Annotated in this window: 10 protein-coding genes; 2 read left to right on the plus strand and 8 right to left on the minus strand. The window is 47.1% G+C overall.

The features are described from left to right. Positions 1-70 precede the first annotated feature (70 nt). Positions 71-1,894, minus strand: a complete 1,824-nt coding sequence (locus tag AT705_RS04130) for a protein kinase domain-containing protein (protein WP_058795611.1) — start codon at positions 1,892-1,894, stop codon at positions 71-73. Between the two features lie 174 nt (positions 1,895-2,068). Further along, entirely contained in the window at positions 2,069-3,730 is a 1,662-nt protein-coding gene (gene glnS, locus AT705_RS04135; RefSeq protein WP_058795612.1) for a glutamine--tRNA ligase, read from the minus strand. 253 nt (positions 3,731-3,983) lie between these two features. Between glnS and AT705_RS04140 the strand changes: the two genes are divergently transcribed. Then, complete coding sequence (locus AT705_RS04140) at positions 3,984-5,054, plus strand: DUF3083 family protein (protein WP_058795613.1); 1,071 nt, start codon at positions 3,984-3,986, stop codon at positions 5,052-5,054. A 254-nt stretch (positions 5,055-5,308) separates the two neighbouring features. Further along, a complete protein-coding gene (locus AT705_RS04145) occupies positions 5,309-6,352 on the plus strand; it encodes an IS110 family transposase (protein WP_058795614.1) in 1,044 nt (347 codons plus the stop codon). A gap of 488 nt (positions 6,353-6,840) precedes the next feature. On the opposite strand, the gene AT705_RS04150 is transcribed toward AT705_RS04145, so the two are convergent. The 6 genes from AT705_RS04150 to AT705_RS04175 form a co-directional block, all read right to left on the minus strand. After that, positions 6,841-8,778, minus strand: coding sequence for a hypothetical protein (locus tag AT705_RS04150; RefSeq protein WP_058795615.1), 1,938 nt, complete (start codon positions 8,776-8,778; stop codon positions 6,841-6,843). A 425-nt stretch (positions 8,779-9,203) separates the two neighbouring features. Beyond that, complete coding sequence (gene sucD, locus AT705_RS04155; protein WP_010381473.1) at positions 9,204-10,076, minus strand: succinate--CoA ligase subunit alpha; 873 nt, start codon at positions 10,074-10,076, stop codon at positions 9,204-9,206. Continuing rightward, on the minus strand, positions 10,076-11,242 hold the full coding sequence (gene sucC / locus AT705_RS04160) for an ADP-forming succinate--CoA ligase subunit beta (protein WP_010381475.1): 1,167 nt from the start codon (positions 11,240-11,242) through the stop codon (positions 10,076-10,078). The genes sucD and sucC overlap by 1 nt, the downstream gene beginning before the upstream one ends. A gap of 186 nt (positions 11,243-11,428) precedes the next feature. Beyond that, on the minus strand, positions 11,429-12,913 hold the full coding sequence (gene odhB, locus AT705_RS04165) for a 2-oxoglutarate dehydrogenase complex dihydrolipoyllysine-residue succinyltransferase (RefSeq protein ID WP_049865971.1): 1,485 nt from the start codon (positions 12,911-12,913) through the stop codon (positions 11,429-11,431). Between the two features lie 10 nt (positions 12,914-12,923). Next, complete coding sequence (gene sucA / locus AT705_RS04170; RefSeq protein WP_049865972.1) at positions 12,924-15,737, minus strand: 2-oxoglutarate dehydrogenase E1 component; 2,814 nt, start codon at positions 15,735-15,737, stop codon at positions 12,924-12,926. Between the two features lie 83 nt (positions 15,738-15,820). Then, the gene (locus tag AT705_RS04175; RefSeq protein ID WP_010381481.1) at positions 15,821-16,540 is read right to left on the minus strand and encodes a succinate dehydrogenase iron-sulfur subunit; all 720 of its coding nucleotides are present in this window, start codon (positions 16,538-16,540) and stop codon (positions 15,821-15,823) included. Positions 16,541-16,549: the final 9 nt, after the last annotated feature.

Consider the following 16,549-nt stretch of genomic DNA (forward strand, 5'->3'; position numbering starts at 1 on the left):
TTTATCTTGGCGGAGGACGGGCCGATGTGCAACGTGCGTTTTGTTATATCTTAGTCGTAGACGGCCTCATTCAGCCCTGTGCAGCAGCCTTTGGGTCTTTGGGATAAAAGTGATCCCGTTGCCTTGCACATAAGGCAAATTCGCGGGTGTTTTTATAAGGTAATTTCATAAAACCTGCAACGCCAAAGTCCTGAATGCTCATAGCATATTGCATAATACGAGTCAGCAGTACTTTAAACTCCCGCTCCTTACTGGCATCCAGCAGGCAATAATAATGGTGAATTTTAAGGCGATCGTTGAGCGATTCGAAGATAATACAGCCTGTATGATGGATCTGGTTTAGCTCAAATACGCACTGCACTATCTGCCGCGGTAATTGCAGTTGCTCGTCGGGGTCTTTGCCATCTTCAAAGTAAGAATGCGGCCTGGTGATTTCGCTGGTACCAATGTCCGATACCGTATATTGCAACTCAGGAATCTGATCAAAAATAAACGCACCTGTGCCATCGCGCTGAAGCTGAATGGTCTGTCTGGCATCGAACAGGCAGCATTTAAATAGGCCTTTCTGCTCTATGCCTTGAGCCAGCATCACAGTGGCATTTACCGCATCGGTAAAAGCACTTTGCAAGGATTCATCGTGCAGTACCAGGCTGGATTCAACAAACAACGAAGCATCTTTCCAGTGAAAACTCAGACCACCTACTACCGGGTATTTTGCCAGCCGGCTGATCGACGCCAGAAATGCTTTTTCACTGTCGCCGGTATCAAATAAAAACTCTTTATAGTAACGGTCAAGCTGAGCGTCGTTCACATCCAGCAGTTGCTGATTATGATCGGCCCGGCGTAAAAACTGCTTACGAGAGCTGTACACAACTGTGTCTGGTTCTTCGTCGATTTCAGTGAACCAGAATGGGATGCTGGCCTTGCTGGGCGCCGTTTCAAGTTCAGGCAAATACATACGCGCCATTGCCGGCATATTACGCATAAAGTAATCGCCGGCCTGATCGCGTGTGACTTTGTCTTTACTCAGCATGGCATCGATCATTCTGGCAAATGCCTGCGGCAGGCCTAAGCTGGTTGCAGGAATTACAGCGGCACCAAAACGGCAGGACTGAGCGCTCGCCAGTGCATAGATAGTGGATGCCACGCCCTGCTCGTCAAAGCGCGGCGAAGAACGCGCGCCCGACATCTGCTCATCTCCGATAAAATACACATCGCCCATTCGGGCATTGGTGCTACTAATGTCAGAAGACATCAGGTCCATGATATTGCTGGCAATGGGCTCGCCGTGAGCATCAAGCTGTGCATACACTGAGCTACCCCAGTCAACCAGCGAGAAGCTATCTGTTTGTTCATCCCAGACGATGTTAGAGGGTTTAATATCGCCATGCACCACAGGCTGCGGCGACATACCATTTTTACGGTCGCGTAAATCAACTAAAACGTTGCGTAGCTTGTTGGCCAGGTGCACCAGCTCATGCGGTTTAAACCGGCCACGTTTTAACGACCACTGCTCCAGGTCTTCGCCTTTTGCGCGGGCCATCATCAGGATCCCCTGCTTTTTTACCCGTTCAAAGGCGTAAAATTCGGGCACCATAGGATTATGGATCTGCGATAGCATATACGCTTCGTCTTCAAGGCGGTCGCGCACACTTTGTGCCAGTGTAATGCGGGAAAACTTGAACACCCATTCCCTGTCCTGCTCATCAATACCGGCAAAGACAAAACCAAAAGCCCCAGAGCCAATCACTTCCACATCCCGATAGCCCAGCAAAGTCAGTTGCTTTTGGCAGATGTTGAGCCACTGACGGTGTTTTTTTGCATCTTTATGTGAGAGCAAATACACCGACTGCTGTTCATTGATGTAAAAGTTGTGGATCGACTTTTCTGCCATATAACTGTCCGTTTAATGCTATCCGTTTAGTGTACGACTGGAATACTCACTTCTGTAGCGACCAATGGGTGTTCATCGACTGCTGCAAGCGTATGTTATCAAACCGGTTATGAAGATCGGGCATGATAATTAAAAAAGGCCGACATAAGCCGACCTTTTTATTATTTGCACGTGTTAGGCGTTTTCGATTTTCGCCCAGGAGTCACGCAAACCAACCGTCTGGTTAAACGTTAGCGTGTCACCCTTGTTATCACGGCAGTAATAACCTAAACGCTCGAACTGGAAGCCCTGCTCAGCTGCTGCTTCTGCCAGAGACGGCTCTAGTTTAGCATTTGCAATGATCACCAGTGAGTCCGGGTTCAGCGTTGTTGCAAAGTCTTCCGCTGCTGACGGGTTAGGTACATTGAACAGGCGGTCATACTGACGTACTTCTGCATCAATACAGTGACTTGCAGAGACCCAGTGGATCACCCCTTTCACTTTACGACCATCAGCCGGATTTTTACCCAGAGTATCTGCATCGTATGTACAGTAAATCGTGGTGATGTTACCCGCGTCGTCTTCTTCAACGCGCTCTGCTTTGATCACATAGGCATTACGCAGACGCACTTCTTTACCCAGTACCAGGCGCTTAAACTTCTTGTTCGCTTCAACACGGAAGTCATCGCGCTCGATGAAGATTTCACGTGTGAACGGTAGCTGACGTGAGCCCATATCCAGCGTTGGGTGGTTAGGCGCATCAAGCATTTCAACCTGTTCGGCGTCATAGTTCTCTATGACGATCTTAACCGGATCAAGCACGGCCATCGCACGGGGTGCATTTTCGTTCAGATCGTCACGGATACAAGCTTCTAGCATGCCCATTTCAACCATATTATCTTGCTTGGTAATACCAATGCGCTTACAGAATTCTCGGATAGACGCAGGGGTATAGCCACGACGACGCAGGCCAGCAATAGTTGGCATGCGCGGATCGTCCCAGCCTTCTACCTGACCATTCACAACCAGGTCATTCAGCTTACGCTTTGACATCACGGTGTATTCAAGGTTCAGACGAGAAAACTCAATTTGCTGCGGATGACACTCAAGACTAATGTTGTCCAGTACCCAGTCGTACAAACGGCGGTTATCCTGGAACTCCAGCGTACACAGTGAATGGGTGATCCCTTCCAGTGCATCCGAAATACAATGAGTAAAGTCGTACATTGGGTAAATGCACCACTTGTCACCCGTCTGATGGTGGTGAGCAAAACGAATACGATAGATGATAGGGTCACGCAACACCATGAAAGAGCTGGCCATATCAATCTTAGCACGCAGTACACACTCGCCTTCTTTGAACTCACCGTTCTTCATTTTTTCGAACAACGCCAGGTTTTCTTCTGGTGAGGTGTCGCGATGCGGGCTGTTTTTACCCGGCTCAGTTAGGGTGCCACGGTATTCACGCGCCTGCTCTGGCGACAGGAAACACACGTAAGCAAGGCCTTTGTTGATCAGCTCAACCGCGTACTCATATAACTTGTCGAAATAGTTAGACGAATAGCAGATCTCACCGTCCCAGTTAAAGCCCAGCCACTGCACGTCTTCTTTGATTGAGTTTACGTAATCCAGATCTTCTTTCTCTGGGTTTGTATCGTCAAAGCGCAGATTACACAGACCCTGGTAGTCGCGGGCGATGCCAAAGTTCAGACAAATAGACTTAGCATGGCCTATATGTAAGTAGCCGTTCGGCTCTGGTGGAAAGCGCGTGTGCGTACCGCCATGCTTACCGCTGGCCAAATCCGCATCAATGATATTTGTTATAAAATTTGTTGGGCGATTTTCTGCTTCCGCCATAGGAACTCATTCCTCTGAAAATTTAGTACCAGTTAACTGAGGCATTATTACAAAAAGTTAGCGCAACGAACAGCGTAAAACTAAAGCGAAAACAGATTTACCTCGCAATTGTCTATACCTGGGCATAAAACAGCCAATTCAAGTGCAAAATAGCGCGTCATTTTTATGACAAATTTTGTTCTAGCGCAATATATTCGTCATACGGTCGCTCTATCATAGGCGTCAACAACAGAGGTATCGCAAGGAAAAACCTATGGCATCAATGAATCTTAACCGCGTTTACATTCCAACGAACGCACGCAACAACCATTATATTCTGGCTGAGTTTAAACCCAGCGACGCATTCTTCGATTGTTTTGATGATGTAGAAAGCTGCTACCAACGCCTGGCCCGAAAATTGTTTGCCATTTGCGACGAACATGAATTATTTAACGTCCACGTGATTGCTAATGACAAGCTGCCCGTCGTGCGCTATCACGATGAGGCCTACACCCTGCAAACGGATAAGCAGATCCTGTTCTTTTACAACCCCAAATATCACGAAGGTCACAAGATACACTACGAAGCGGATCACAGAGCGCGCAAAATCCGCTTGTTATTCCTGGCAACGGGTGACGAATTACGCGCCAACGCGGCCAGCTTTCACAGCAAAGTAAAAAAAGCGCTGGACGATTTAAAAGAGCAGTATGAACCAGAAGGCCTGTCCTATAAAGTACGCGATCATCAGCATCTGACCTATGATATTTTCGCTAAGGTGAAAGGTCACAGGGAAAGCTATGGATACAAGCTGCGTAGTTTATATCCGCGTTATCAGGCACGTAACTGTAGCTTACCAGAGCAACACTCAGAGATGAGCTATGTGTCATTTTCTGTGCCTATCACCCGTGCAATCAAAACAGAATATCAAAGTCAGATGCGCCCGGGCGACTATGCTCAGTTTTATCGCAGCATTGAAGACAGCTTTTTGACTTTATGCGACCAGTTACAACTGACCCATGTTGGTTTTATCGCAGATGGTCGCCTGCCTCTGGTGCGCAGCAGTCAGATAGATAAGTCAGACGCAAACCGCGAATTACAAAAGCTCAGCTTTGATACTTCGGCGATCGATGGCCAGGTGCGCTCTATTTGGGCAGGTGAACACCTGTGCGATACTATGCATTTTGTGGTTGTTGCCAGCGACAAAGATAAAAAAGACGTTGGGTATGGTAAGTTCATGAACAACGCCGAAACCATGATCCGTCGTTTAACCGGCAAACTGCCAATTAACCCTGAAAAGCAAGACGTGATTATACGCTTCTTCCAGCATATCAGTTATCAGGATTAAACCTGTTCAGCGGGGGCCTCTCCCCCCGCATTTAACGGATTTAGCACTGCCCCGCAAAACAGCAAGTTCGCACCTGTTCTTCTCCCTGGCTTACTCACAGCCCGCTGGTTTACCTCAAAATGGGCGATAAGATAACTCGATAATAGCAATAAGAATCTAGCAATATACTAATGGGTGATTGAGATGGACGCTCCTAAATCGGCGTCAATGCGCCAAACTGAGAGTGATATTTACAGTTAACAGGAGCATCCATCATGAATCAAGTTAGCACATTATCCATTGACCTGGCTAAAAACGTTTTCCAATTACTCGCCGTGGATAAGCACGGCAAGCCCTGTTTCTCACGCCGGGTGAACCGCCAGAAGTTGAAAGAAACCATTCAAAATATGCCGCCTTGTAAAGTCGTTATGGAGGCCTGTGGCTGTGCCCACTACTGGGGAAGAATGTGTATCAAAGCAGGTCATAAAGCACATTTGGTACCTGCGCAACATGTCACCCCTTTTGTCAGAGGGAATAAAAATGATAAGAATGATTGCCTTGCTATTTATGAAGCAAGCCAGCGGCCTTACATTCGCTTTGTGCCTGTGAAATCAGAATCACAGCAAGCCGTCTTATTACTGCACCGGATGAGGGAAAGGTTGGTTAAGGCGCGTACCGCATGCCTGAATCAGACCCGGAGTTTTTTGCTTGAATTTGGTATTGAAACACCTAAAAGTTATCGCGCTTTTTACAGCCACATTCAGACTTTGCTCGACCAACAATTGCAACCGGTTATTCTGCTGCTTATACACGAAACTTGCGCCGAGCTGAGAGCGTTTGAACGCCAGTTAAGACAACTCGATTCTCTGTTTCGAGATGCGAACCAACGCAACCCGGCTGCTGAAATCATGCAATCCCTGCCAGGTGTCGGCCCAATCATCGCGTCTGCTTTTAGTGCCAGCATAGATAAAGGCCAGGCATTTAACAGTGCCAAAGAGTTTGGTGTCTGGTTAGGGCTCACACCCAGACAATATGCTTCCGCCGATAAGAGCGTTCTGAGCCATATCACCAAGCGCGGAGATAGGTATCTGTGTAAGCAATTAATCCACGGTGCTCGTACTGTGGTCACACACGCACATAAAAAAGACGACGATTTAAATCGCTGGGTCTGCACATTGAAAGAGCGAATTGGTATAAATAAAACCATTGTGGCCACTGCCCACCGGCTGGCCAGATTGATGTGGATATTACTACAGAGAAATGAACCATATCAGCCGCAATATACACAATCGGGGGCGACACAATGCATCAAGGGTTAGGTTGTCAGGTGAGCTCGGCACGGACAAGGGTCACTGAACCCGTGTGGGTGTAGTGAGCCACTGACAACCGCTTATCTGTTTGCCAAAGTACGATGAAAAAAGGGTCCAACCCTGCCAGCGCAAAACCCGACGAAGGCACGGTCGTTACAGACCGAGTGGGTGTATTAATTTTAGGGTGTGCAGGCTCGGAACTCATTAGGGGCGCTGGATAGTCAGTTAAGCCCGGATATATGTCAGAGCAACAAATTTACTGCGGACTGGACCAAACATCAGGCATGGCAAAGCAGATAAAATAACGAACAAGATAACGAAATTCGCTATCTTGCAGGCCCACTCGGCTTGACACTGTTGGAGCGTCCATATATGTCTGTGCAGACATGCCCTAATGGGTGTCTGTGCAGACATGCCGACATCTGTGCAGACATGCCTTTGTGAACATATGGCAGAGTAAAAAAAAAGGCGCCCTCAGGCGCCTTTTTGAAATCATTTTAATTGCTGGAGTAGTAGCATACATCACATACACGTAAAAACTGCATGTTATGAGTAATACGACTATTCCATTGCTGATTGTCGTCCTGGCTGTAATGGGTATGCTCTCGCATAAACCAATACCCTTCCCTTTGTTTATATAGTAACTTAAAATTCAGTACATTCTTCTCGGTCTGGGCACTCAGGCACTCTGCATAGGTATCTTCATTACATGGCAGAATAAAACTCATACTGTTGTCCTCTTCCATCTGCCAACGGCCATTAGGGCCGAAAATACCGCCAGTGTATATAATCGCCCGACCATCAGACTGAGGCTCAAGTACCAGGTGTCGGCCTTTGTTATTCAAATCCATGGTATCGATGTAAAAAGTACGCATGTAATCTGCTTGCGTTGGCTCAACCTGACCAGGTAGTTTTGCTATGCTTGCCAGAATAAAAGGTGAATCCCCGCCACGCTCTCTTATATAAGCAGATTGGTTGTTGAAAAACTGTCCATATCTGACCGTCTGCGTGTAATCAGCAAATGTATAACTCAGTGTATCTTGTGTTTTGCTTACTGATACATCTAAACGGTGCTGCTCCCCCGTTACACCATCTGTTGCGGTATAAACCCCCGCTGTAGCAGAGGTGAATTCGAGTGTAGTATTCACAGCACTGAATGTTCCCCCCGTCGACAACTCTCCACTGAGAATCGGCGAGAGCCCCAAAGTTTGACTGCCCGCAGAGAGCTCAGGAATGTCCATCATCTCCAGGCCACGGTATATTTTATAGCTGCGCCTGGGGACCATAACATCGTCGAGCCCTTCATAATTACCCCATTCAGCTTCTGGTACTATGCCTGAATCCAATGTCGGCACAATTTCAAAACGATACACAAACTCCAGAGCCACAAAGTCGCCCTTCGCAGCTGCAATTTTTGCGCTGAGAATATTGGGGTCAAAACTTAGCTTTTTAAATGTTTGTGTACTGGTATTCAGAAATTCTTTCTCTAATGAACGGCCGAAGAGGTTTCGCTCCGGTCCGCCGCTCAAAATCAGATAGTTATCACCATCATAGTAAGGGGCATAATGAAACGGCACTTGTTGTTTGTAGTCTTCATAGTCAATAGTCAGAACTCCACCTATCAGGCTAGGTAAGCTGGTACTTGTAGATAGCTTACTGACGTAAATGTCATCAGATAGACGTTGTTCAATGTAGTAGGTGTGTTCGAGTGACTTCACATCCCCTTTTGTTAACACAACCAACTCGTAGTCTTGCTCACCGGCATGTATTTTTACCGCTATTTTGTCGCCTTGTTGTGCAACAACCTCAATAGGTAAAAACTGAGTACGACTACAGTGTGCGATACATTCGGCTTCTCGTGTAGTCAGTTCAATGTCATCCAGGTTGTTCCAGTCAAATGCGAAGCCCTGATCCTTATACAGCCCCAGCCCCTTATTATCATCCGTAAAGTGAAATAGCACGTCGCCAGATTGGTTAGACCAGGTACCCTGTACAACATCGTCGGATAAAGTGATTGTCTCTGAAGGGTGAGATCCGGGATCAGCAGTTACCTGAATGACGATAGTCTGAGCAGACCTGTCTTTAGAATCCGACAGCACTAGCGCTATGCTATGAGTGTCTACATCAAAGATACCTGGCTCGGCAGTTAAAGAAAATGCATTGCCTGTTTGATCCAACTTCAGCCATTCAGGCAGGTCTTCTGGTGAAACACTAACAGAATCCCCTTCTCTATCACTTAATTCAAAGCGCTTGGTGCTCTGCACATTGGCAGAAATGACCCATGTCCCCTCGTCGCTCTTCAGGGTCGGAGCAGTATTATGAGTTGAACTTTGACCACCCTGAGTGCCCGGCGTAGCATTACCAGTTGATTCAGATGACCCACCGCCGCATCCAGCGAGTAAAGCAATCACTAACGATCCCAATAAAAATCTCATACAATTTCCTATAAGCAAAAAATAGCGACATGATAAAAAAATGGTGCTTTATGCTGCTTACCAAACAAGGTCAAATAACAATGCTGAGACAGACGCAGTTAGGTAGCTATACCAATTTCACTTAATACCTGTTCAATTTGACGGAGCAAATATGACGCTAACTGTGTTAAAAATTTCTCATTTAGTACAACTAAATAGCAAAATTTTTGCCTTGTTATCGCCCCTATTTTCTCGCCTCAAAATAGAACACTTGATTGAGCAAATTGGTATTGCCTTCTAAAACAAAGAGGTAAGACAAGCAAAAAATCGAACGCGGATTATACAGAAAAATACATCAAATTAGACAATAAGCTATCAGAAGAATTGTAAAGAAAAGATCAAAAAAGGCGCCCTGAGGCGCCTTTTTTACAGTACAGGTAAAGTGATTACCAGCCTGCTTTTTCTTTTAGTGCAGAACCGATCTCAGCAAGTGAGCGAACGGTCTTAACGCCAGCAGCTTCAAGTGCAGCGAACTTCTCGTCAGCTGTACCTTTACCGCCTGCGATGATTGCACCAGCGTGACCCATACGCTTACCTGGAGGCGCTGTAACACCTGCAATGTAAGAAACAACTGGTTTAGTCACGTTGTGCTTGATGTATTCTGCCGCTTCTTCTTCAGCAGTACCACCGATCTCACCAATCATTACGATTGCTTCAGTCTTAGGATCGTTCTGGAACATTTCCAGTACGTCGATGAAGTTAGTACCTGGGATTGGGTCACCACCGATACCTACACAAGTAGACTGACCGAAGCCAGCGTCAGTAGTTTGCTTAACCGCTTCATAAGTCAAAGTACCTGAACGAGATACAATGCCTACTTTACCAGGAAGGTGGATGTGACCAGGCATGATACCGATCTTACACTCGCCCGGAGTGATAACACCTGGGCAGTTAGGACCAATCATGCGAACGCCAGTTTCTTCCAGCTTCACTTTAACATCAACCATATCAAGTGTTGGGATGCCTTCAGTGATACATACGATTAGCTCGATACCTGCGTCGATCGCTTCAAGGATAGCGTCTTTACAGAATGCAGCTGGTACGTAGATTACAGATGCAGTTGCACCAGTAGACTCTACCGCTTCACGTACAGTGTTGAATACTGGCAGACCCAGGTGAGTTGTGCCGCCTTTACCAGGAGAAACACCACCAACCATTTGCGTACCGTACTGGATAGCTTGCTCAGAGTGGAAAGTACCCTGGCCACCAGTGAAACCCTGACAGATTACTTTAGTATCTTTGTTAATTAGTACAGACATTATTTGCCCTCCGCAGCAGCAACTACTTTCTCAGCAGCGTCAGTTAGAGACTCTGCTGCAATGATGTCAAGGCCAGAGTTAGCTAGTACTTCACGACCCGCTTCAGCGTTAGTACCTTCAAGACGTACAACTACTGGTACGTTTACGCCAACTTCTTTAACCGCACCGATGATACCTTCTGCGATCATGTCACAACGAACGATACCGCCGAAGATGTTAACTAGTACAGCTTTAACGTTGTCATCAGAAAGGATGATCTTGAACGCTTCAGATACACGCTCTTTAGTTGCGCCACCACCTACGTCAAGGAAGTTAGCTGGCTTACCGCCGTGCAGGTTTACGATGTCCATTGTACCCATCGCTAGGCCAGCACCGTTAACCATACAACCTACGTTACCGTCTAGTGCAACGTAGTTCAGCTCGAAGCTTGCTGCGTGAGCTTCACGCGCGTCTTCTTGTGAAGGATCGTGGAATTCACGGATCTTAGGCTGACGGAACAATGCGTTGCCGTCTACACCGATCTTGCCGTCAAGACAGTGCAGGTTACCTTCGTCAGTGATTACCAGAGGGTTGATCTCTAGTAGTGCAAAGTCGTGGTTGATGAACATGTCAGCAAGACCCATGAAGATCTTAGTGAACTGCTTAACTTGAGTTGGGTTCAGACCTAGTTTGAACGCAAGCTCACGACCTTGGTAAGCCTGAGGACCGACTAGTGGATCGATCTCAGCTTTGTGAATTAGTTCTGGTGTGTTGTGAGCAACTTCTTCGATCTCAACACCACCTTCAGTTGATGCCATGAACACGATTTTACGTGAAGCACGGTCAACAACAGCACCCAGGTATAGCTCATTTGCAATATCAGTGCAGCTTTCTACTAAGATTTTAGCAACTGGCTGACCTTTCTCGTCAGTTTGGTAGGTTACCAGGTTTTTGCCTAACCAGTTTTCAGCAAATGCGCGGATCTCGTCTTTGCTGTCTGCTAGTTTTACACCGCCCGCTTTACCACGGCCGCCAGCGTGTACTTGACATTTTACAACCCACTTGTCACCACCGATTTTACCAGCAGCTTCTACAGCCTCTTGAGGCGTGTCACAAGCGTAACCCTCTGATACAGGTAAACCATATTCGGCAAAAAGTTGTTTTGCCTGATACTCATGCAAATTCATGATGCTTTATCCAATTTTTTATACTAAAAAAGCTGAATATTTATGCAAATAATCAGCTATCCCAAATTGCGCCCATAGTATAGATCTCAAGGCCTTGTATGAAAACCCCAGTAAGACTAATGGCGCAAAAAAAAAGCTGTATGCGGACATTATGCTCACATACAGCTTAATCTTTAATCTAGATGATTAAACGTCCAGAAGCAGACGTGTTGGATCTTCCAGAAGTTCCTTAATTGTAACCAGGAAGCCAACCGATTCTTTACCATCGATTTGACGGTGATCGTAAGATAGCGCCAGGTACATCATAGGCAGGATCTCAACCTTGCCATTGACTGCCATTGGACGTTCCTGGATTTTGTGCATGCCCAGGATTGAAGACTGTGGCAAGTTGATGATAGGCGTAGACAGTAGTGAACCAAATACACCACCGTTAGTGATGGTGAAGTTACCACCAGTCATATCGTCAACAGTCAGCTTACCGTCGCGGCCTTTAAGTGCCAGCTCACGGATACCTTTTTCGATTTCAGCAACAGATAGCTTGTCACAATCGCGTAGTACTGGTGTTACCAGACCACGTGGTGTAGATACAGCGATGCTGATGTCGAAGTAGTTGTGGTAAACGATGTCATCGCCGTCGATAGACGCGTTTACTTCAGGGAAACGCTTCAGTGCTTCTGTAACCGCTTTCACGTAGAAAGACATGAAACCAAGACGGATACCGTGACGCTCTTCAAATACGTCTTTGTACTGCTTACGAAGGTCCATGATAGGCTTCATGTTTACTTCGTTGAAGGTAGTCAGCATCGCTGTTGAGTTCTTCGCTTCAAGCAGGCGGTTCGCGATTGTCTTACGCAGACGAGTCATTGGAACACGCTTCTGAGTACGGTCACCCACAGGCGCCGCAGGTGCTGCCGCCGCTGGCGCTGCTGCTGGTTTTGCCGCAGGCGCTTTCAGGAATGCGTCAACATCTTCTTTAGTGATACGACCGCCTTTGCCAGTGCCTTTGATTTGTGAAGCATCAAGACCTTTTTCAGCAATCAGACGACGTACAGATGGCGTTAGCACGTCTGCATTGTCATCGCTTGCTGGTGCAGCGTCAGCCTGTGCAGCTGGAGCCGCTGCTGGCGCACCACCAGCAACCAGTTTACCAATTACTTGCTCACCCAGAACGGTTTCACCTTCTGCGTGCAGTTGCTCGCCCATTACACCGTCTTCAGGTGCAACAACTTCAAGAACAACTTTGTCTGTTTCGATGTCTACCAGGTTTTGGTCACGGCTTACCGCTTCACCTGGTTGTACATGCCAAGTTGCAACTGTAGCGTCTGCTACTGATTCAGGAAGTACAGGTACTTTAATGTCCACTTCTTTACCTTCTGCTGCTGGCGCCGCTGCTGGCGCTGCTGTTTGTTCATTTGATTGCGCTGGAGCGGCATCTGACGCGCCCAGCTGTGCGATAACTTGCTCACCAAGAACCGTTGCGCCCTCTTCTTCAGAGATAGCGACGATAACACCGTCTTCCGGTGCAACCACTTCTAGCACAACTTTGTCTGTTTCGATATCTACCAGGTTTTGGTCACGGCTTACTTTGTCACCAACGCTTACGTGCCATGTGGCAACTGTTGCATCTGCAACAGATTCAGGAAGAACAGGAACCTTAATTTCGGTCGTCATCTCTAATTCCTTATTTCTTAATAGTTAAAGCGTCAGCAATCAACGCATTTTGTTCTTTTGTATGGGTCGACATGTAGCCACATGCAGGCGCTGCTGCAGCTTTACGACCGGCGTAAGTCAACTTCGCACCACTGGGGATAGCTTCCCAGAAATGGTGTTGTGAACAGTACCAGGCACCTTGGTTTTGAGGCTCTTCCTGACACCATACGAAGTCTTTAACGTGCTGGTAGCGAGCCATGATTTCGTCCATCTCTTTGTGCGGGAACGGATAAAGCTGCTCCACACGAACGATAGCGACATTGTTCAGCTCTTGCTTGCGACGCTCCTGTAGCAATTCGTAATAAACTTTACCGCTACAGAACACAACGCGCTCGACGTTTTCAGGATTGATGTCATCAATCTCGTCGATCATGTTGTGGAAAACACCTTCGGACAACTCATCCAGGCTAGACACAGCCAGAGGGTGACGAAGTAAAGATTTTGGTGTCATAACAATCAGTGGACGACGCAGAGGACGTACTGACTGACGACGTAACATGGCATACACTTGTGCAGGTGTACTTGGTACACACACTTGCATGTTGTGGTCTGCACACAGTTGCAGGTAACGTTCAAGACGTGCTGAGCTGTGCTCTGGACCCTGACCTTCGTAACCATGTGGCAGTAATAAAGTCAGACCACACAAACGGCCCCACTTTTGCTCACCTGAACTCAGGAATTGGTCGAATACAACCTGGGCACCGTTAGCGAAGTCACCAAATTGTGCTTCCCACAATACCAATGAAGTTGGCTCTGCTGTCGCGTAACCATATTCAAACGCCAGGACAGCTTCTTCAGACAATACTGAGTCATATACTTCAAACAGACCCTGATCGTCACGAACATTTTGCAACGGCAGGTAAGTTGAAGCATCAGCTTGGTTGTGAACAACAGCATGACGGTGGAAGAAAGTACCACGGCCTGAATCCTGACCGGTCAGACGAATGTCTGTACCCTGATCAACCAAAGTCGCATAAGCAAGCGTTTCTGCCATACCCCAGTCAAGTAGCTTTTCGCCACTGGCCATGGTCTTACGGTCGTCGTAGATTTTCTTAACCCGCGACTGAGCTTTGTGATCAGCCGGGTAAGTCGAGATTTTCTCGCTTAACTCTTTGAGCTTTTCAACCGGAACACTTGCCTCGTAAGCCGTATCCCAGTCGTGACCAACGTACTTAGACCAATCTGAAGAGTGCTTGGTCTCAGGTTGAATTTCTTCAACCACAATCTGGCCTTTGTCCAGACCGTTACGGTAATCATCAGCTAGCGTCTTCGCTTCTTCAGCGCTCAGTACGCCTTCAGATACCAGTTTGTCAGCATAGATCTGACGAGGCACTGGGTGCTTTTTGATCTTCTGGTACATCAGAGGCTGAGTTGCATTTGGCTCGTCGGCTTCGTTGTGGCCATGACGACGGTAACAAACCAAGTCAATCACCACATCACGCTTGAACTTATTACGGAAATCAAGCGCGACTTGCGTCACGAACGCAACCGCTTCCGGGTCATCCGCGTTAACGTGGAAAATAGGTGCCTGAACCATCTTAGCGATGTCAGTACAGTACTCGGTTGAACGCGTATCTTCCTGGTTTGACGTAGTGAAACCAACCTGGTTGTTCACCACGATGCGGATTGAACCACCCACACCATAAGCACGAGTCTGAGACATGTTGAATGTCTCTTGTACCACCCCCTGACCTGCGATAGCTGAGTCACCGTGGATAGTAATTGGCAGTGCTTTAGAGCCACTCTTACAGTTAAGACGGTCCAAACGTGCACGTACCGACCCCATGACAACCGGGTTTACGATCTCAAGGTGTGACGGGTTAAACGCCAGCGCCATGTGAACGTTGCCGCCCTGCGTTGCGAAGTCTGAAGAGTAACCCATGTGATATTTTACGTCACCAGAGCCCGCTGATTCGCCGTATTTGCCCGCGAATTCGTCAAACAGTACTTGTGGGTTTTTGCCCAGTACGTTAACCAATACGTTCAGACGACCACGGTGTGCCATACCAATGACCACTTCTTCCTGGCCACTTTCGCCGGCACGATGTACCAGCTCTTTCAGCATGGGAACCAGTGAATCACCGCCTTCCAGTGAGAAACGTTTTGCACCCGGGAATTTAGCACCCAGATACTTTTCAAGACCATCAGCGGCGGTCAGGCCTTTAAGGATCCTAAGCTTAGTTTCTTTGTTGTATTTAGGCTGTGCGAAGGAAGATTCGATGCGCTGCTGTAACCAACGTTTTTCTTCTGTTGAAGTAATGTGCATATACTCTGCACCGACAGAGCCACAGTAAGTGGTCTTCAATGCATTGTATAAGTCTTTTAGCTTCATTGTCTCTTTGCCACTCGCAAAAGAGCCAACGTTATATTCTTTTTCCAGGTCGGCATTGTCTAAATCATGATAGGCCAGGTCGAGTTCACGAACTCGATCACGCTGCCATAGACCCAACGGATCTAAATTCGCGTTTTGGTGACCTCTGAATCTGAATGCATTAATAAGCTGCAAAACACGAACCTGTTTTGCATCTGCCGCACCTTCCGCAGAAACGATTACTTCTCTGTGTTTGTTTTTAGCAAGGTCTGCAAACTGAGATTTGATCTCTGAATGCTTAACATCAACGTCAACGCCTTCTACCTTTGGCAGTTGATCAAACACTTCTCGCCATTCTTCTGGCACTGAAGCCGCATCATCAAGATACGCCTCATATAAATCTTCAACATATGCAACGTTGCCGCCGTATAAGTGCGAAGATTCCAGCCATGCCTTCATCACACCTTCGTGCATTTATTAGCCCTTTTTCTAGCGCAGAAACTTAAACGAAAACAAGATGGCATGCTGAGCATGCCATCTGTAGATTTAAATATGTATTAAACCGAACGATTTAACAACATAGATTTAATGTGTCCGATCGCCTTAGTAGGATTCAAGCCTTTCGGACAAACGCTTACACAGTTCATGATACTGTGGCAGCGGAAGACGCTAAACGCGTCATCAAGGTCAGCCAGACGCTCTTCTGTTGCAGTATCACGGCTGTCAGCCAGGAAGCGATACGCGTGAAGAAGGCCCGCAGGACCGATAAATTTATCTGGGTTCCACCAGAATGATGGGCATGACGTTGAACAACATGCACACAGAATACACTCGTACAGTCCATCCAGCTTATCACGCTCTTCAATGCTTTGAAGACGCTCTTCTCCACCGGTTGGCTTGTCGTTGATCAGGTAAGGTTTTACCTTTTCATATTGCGTGTAGAACTGGCTCATGTCGATAACCAGGTCACGGATCACTGGCAGACCAGGTAGTGGACGAACAATAATCTTGCCTTTACCATTGTTCTGCAATGCAGATAGTGGCGTGATACAAGCCAGACCATTCTTACCATTCATGTTTACACCGTCTGAACCACACACACCTTCACGGCATGAACGGCGGAACGACAATGTTGGATCTTGTTCTTTCAACATTAACAGTGCATCTAGCACCATCATGTCGCGACCTTCTTCAACCTCCAGCTTGTAATCTTGCATACGAGGTGCTGAATCTACGTCAGGGTTGTAACGATAAACAGATAATTCTAAAGTTGCCATCGCTTAGCT

It is taken from the genome of Pseudoalteromonas rubra (assembly GCF_001482385.1).
In the GTDB taxonomy this organism is placed as follows: Bacteria; Pseudomonadota; Gammaproteobacteria; order Enterobacterales; family Alteromonadaceae; genus Pseudoalteromonas; species Pseudoalteromonas ardens.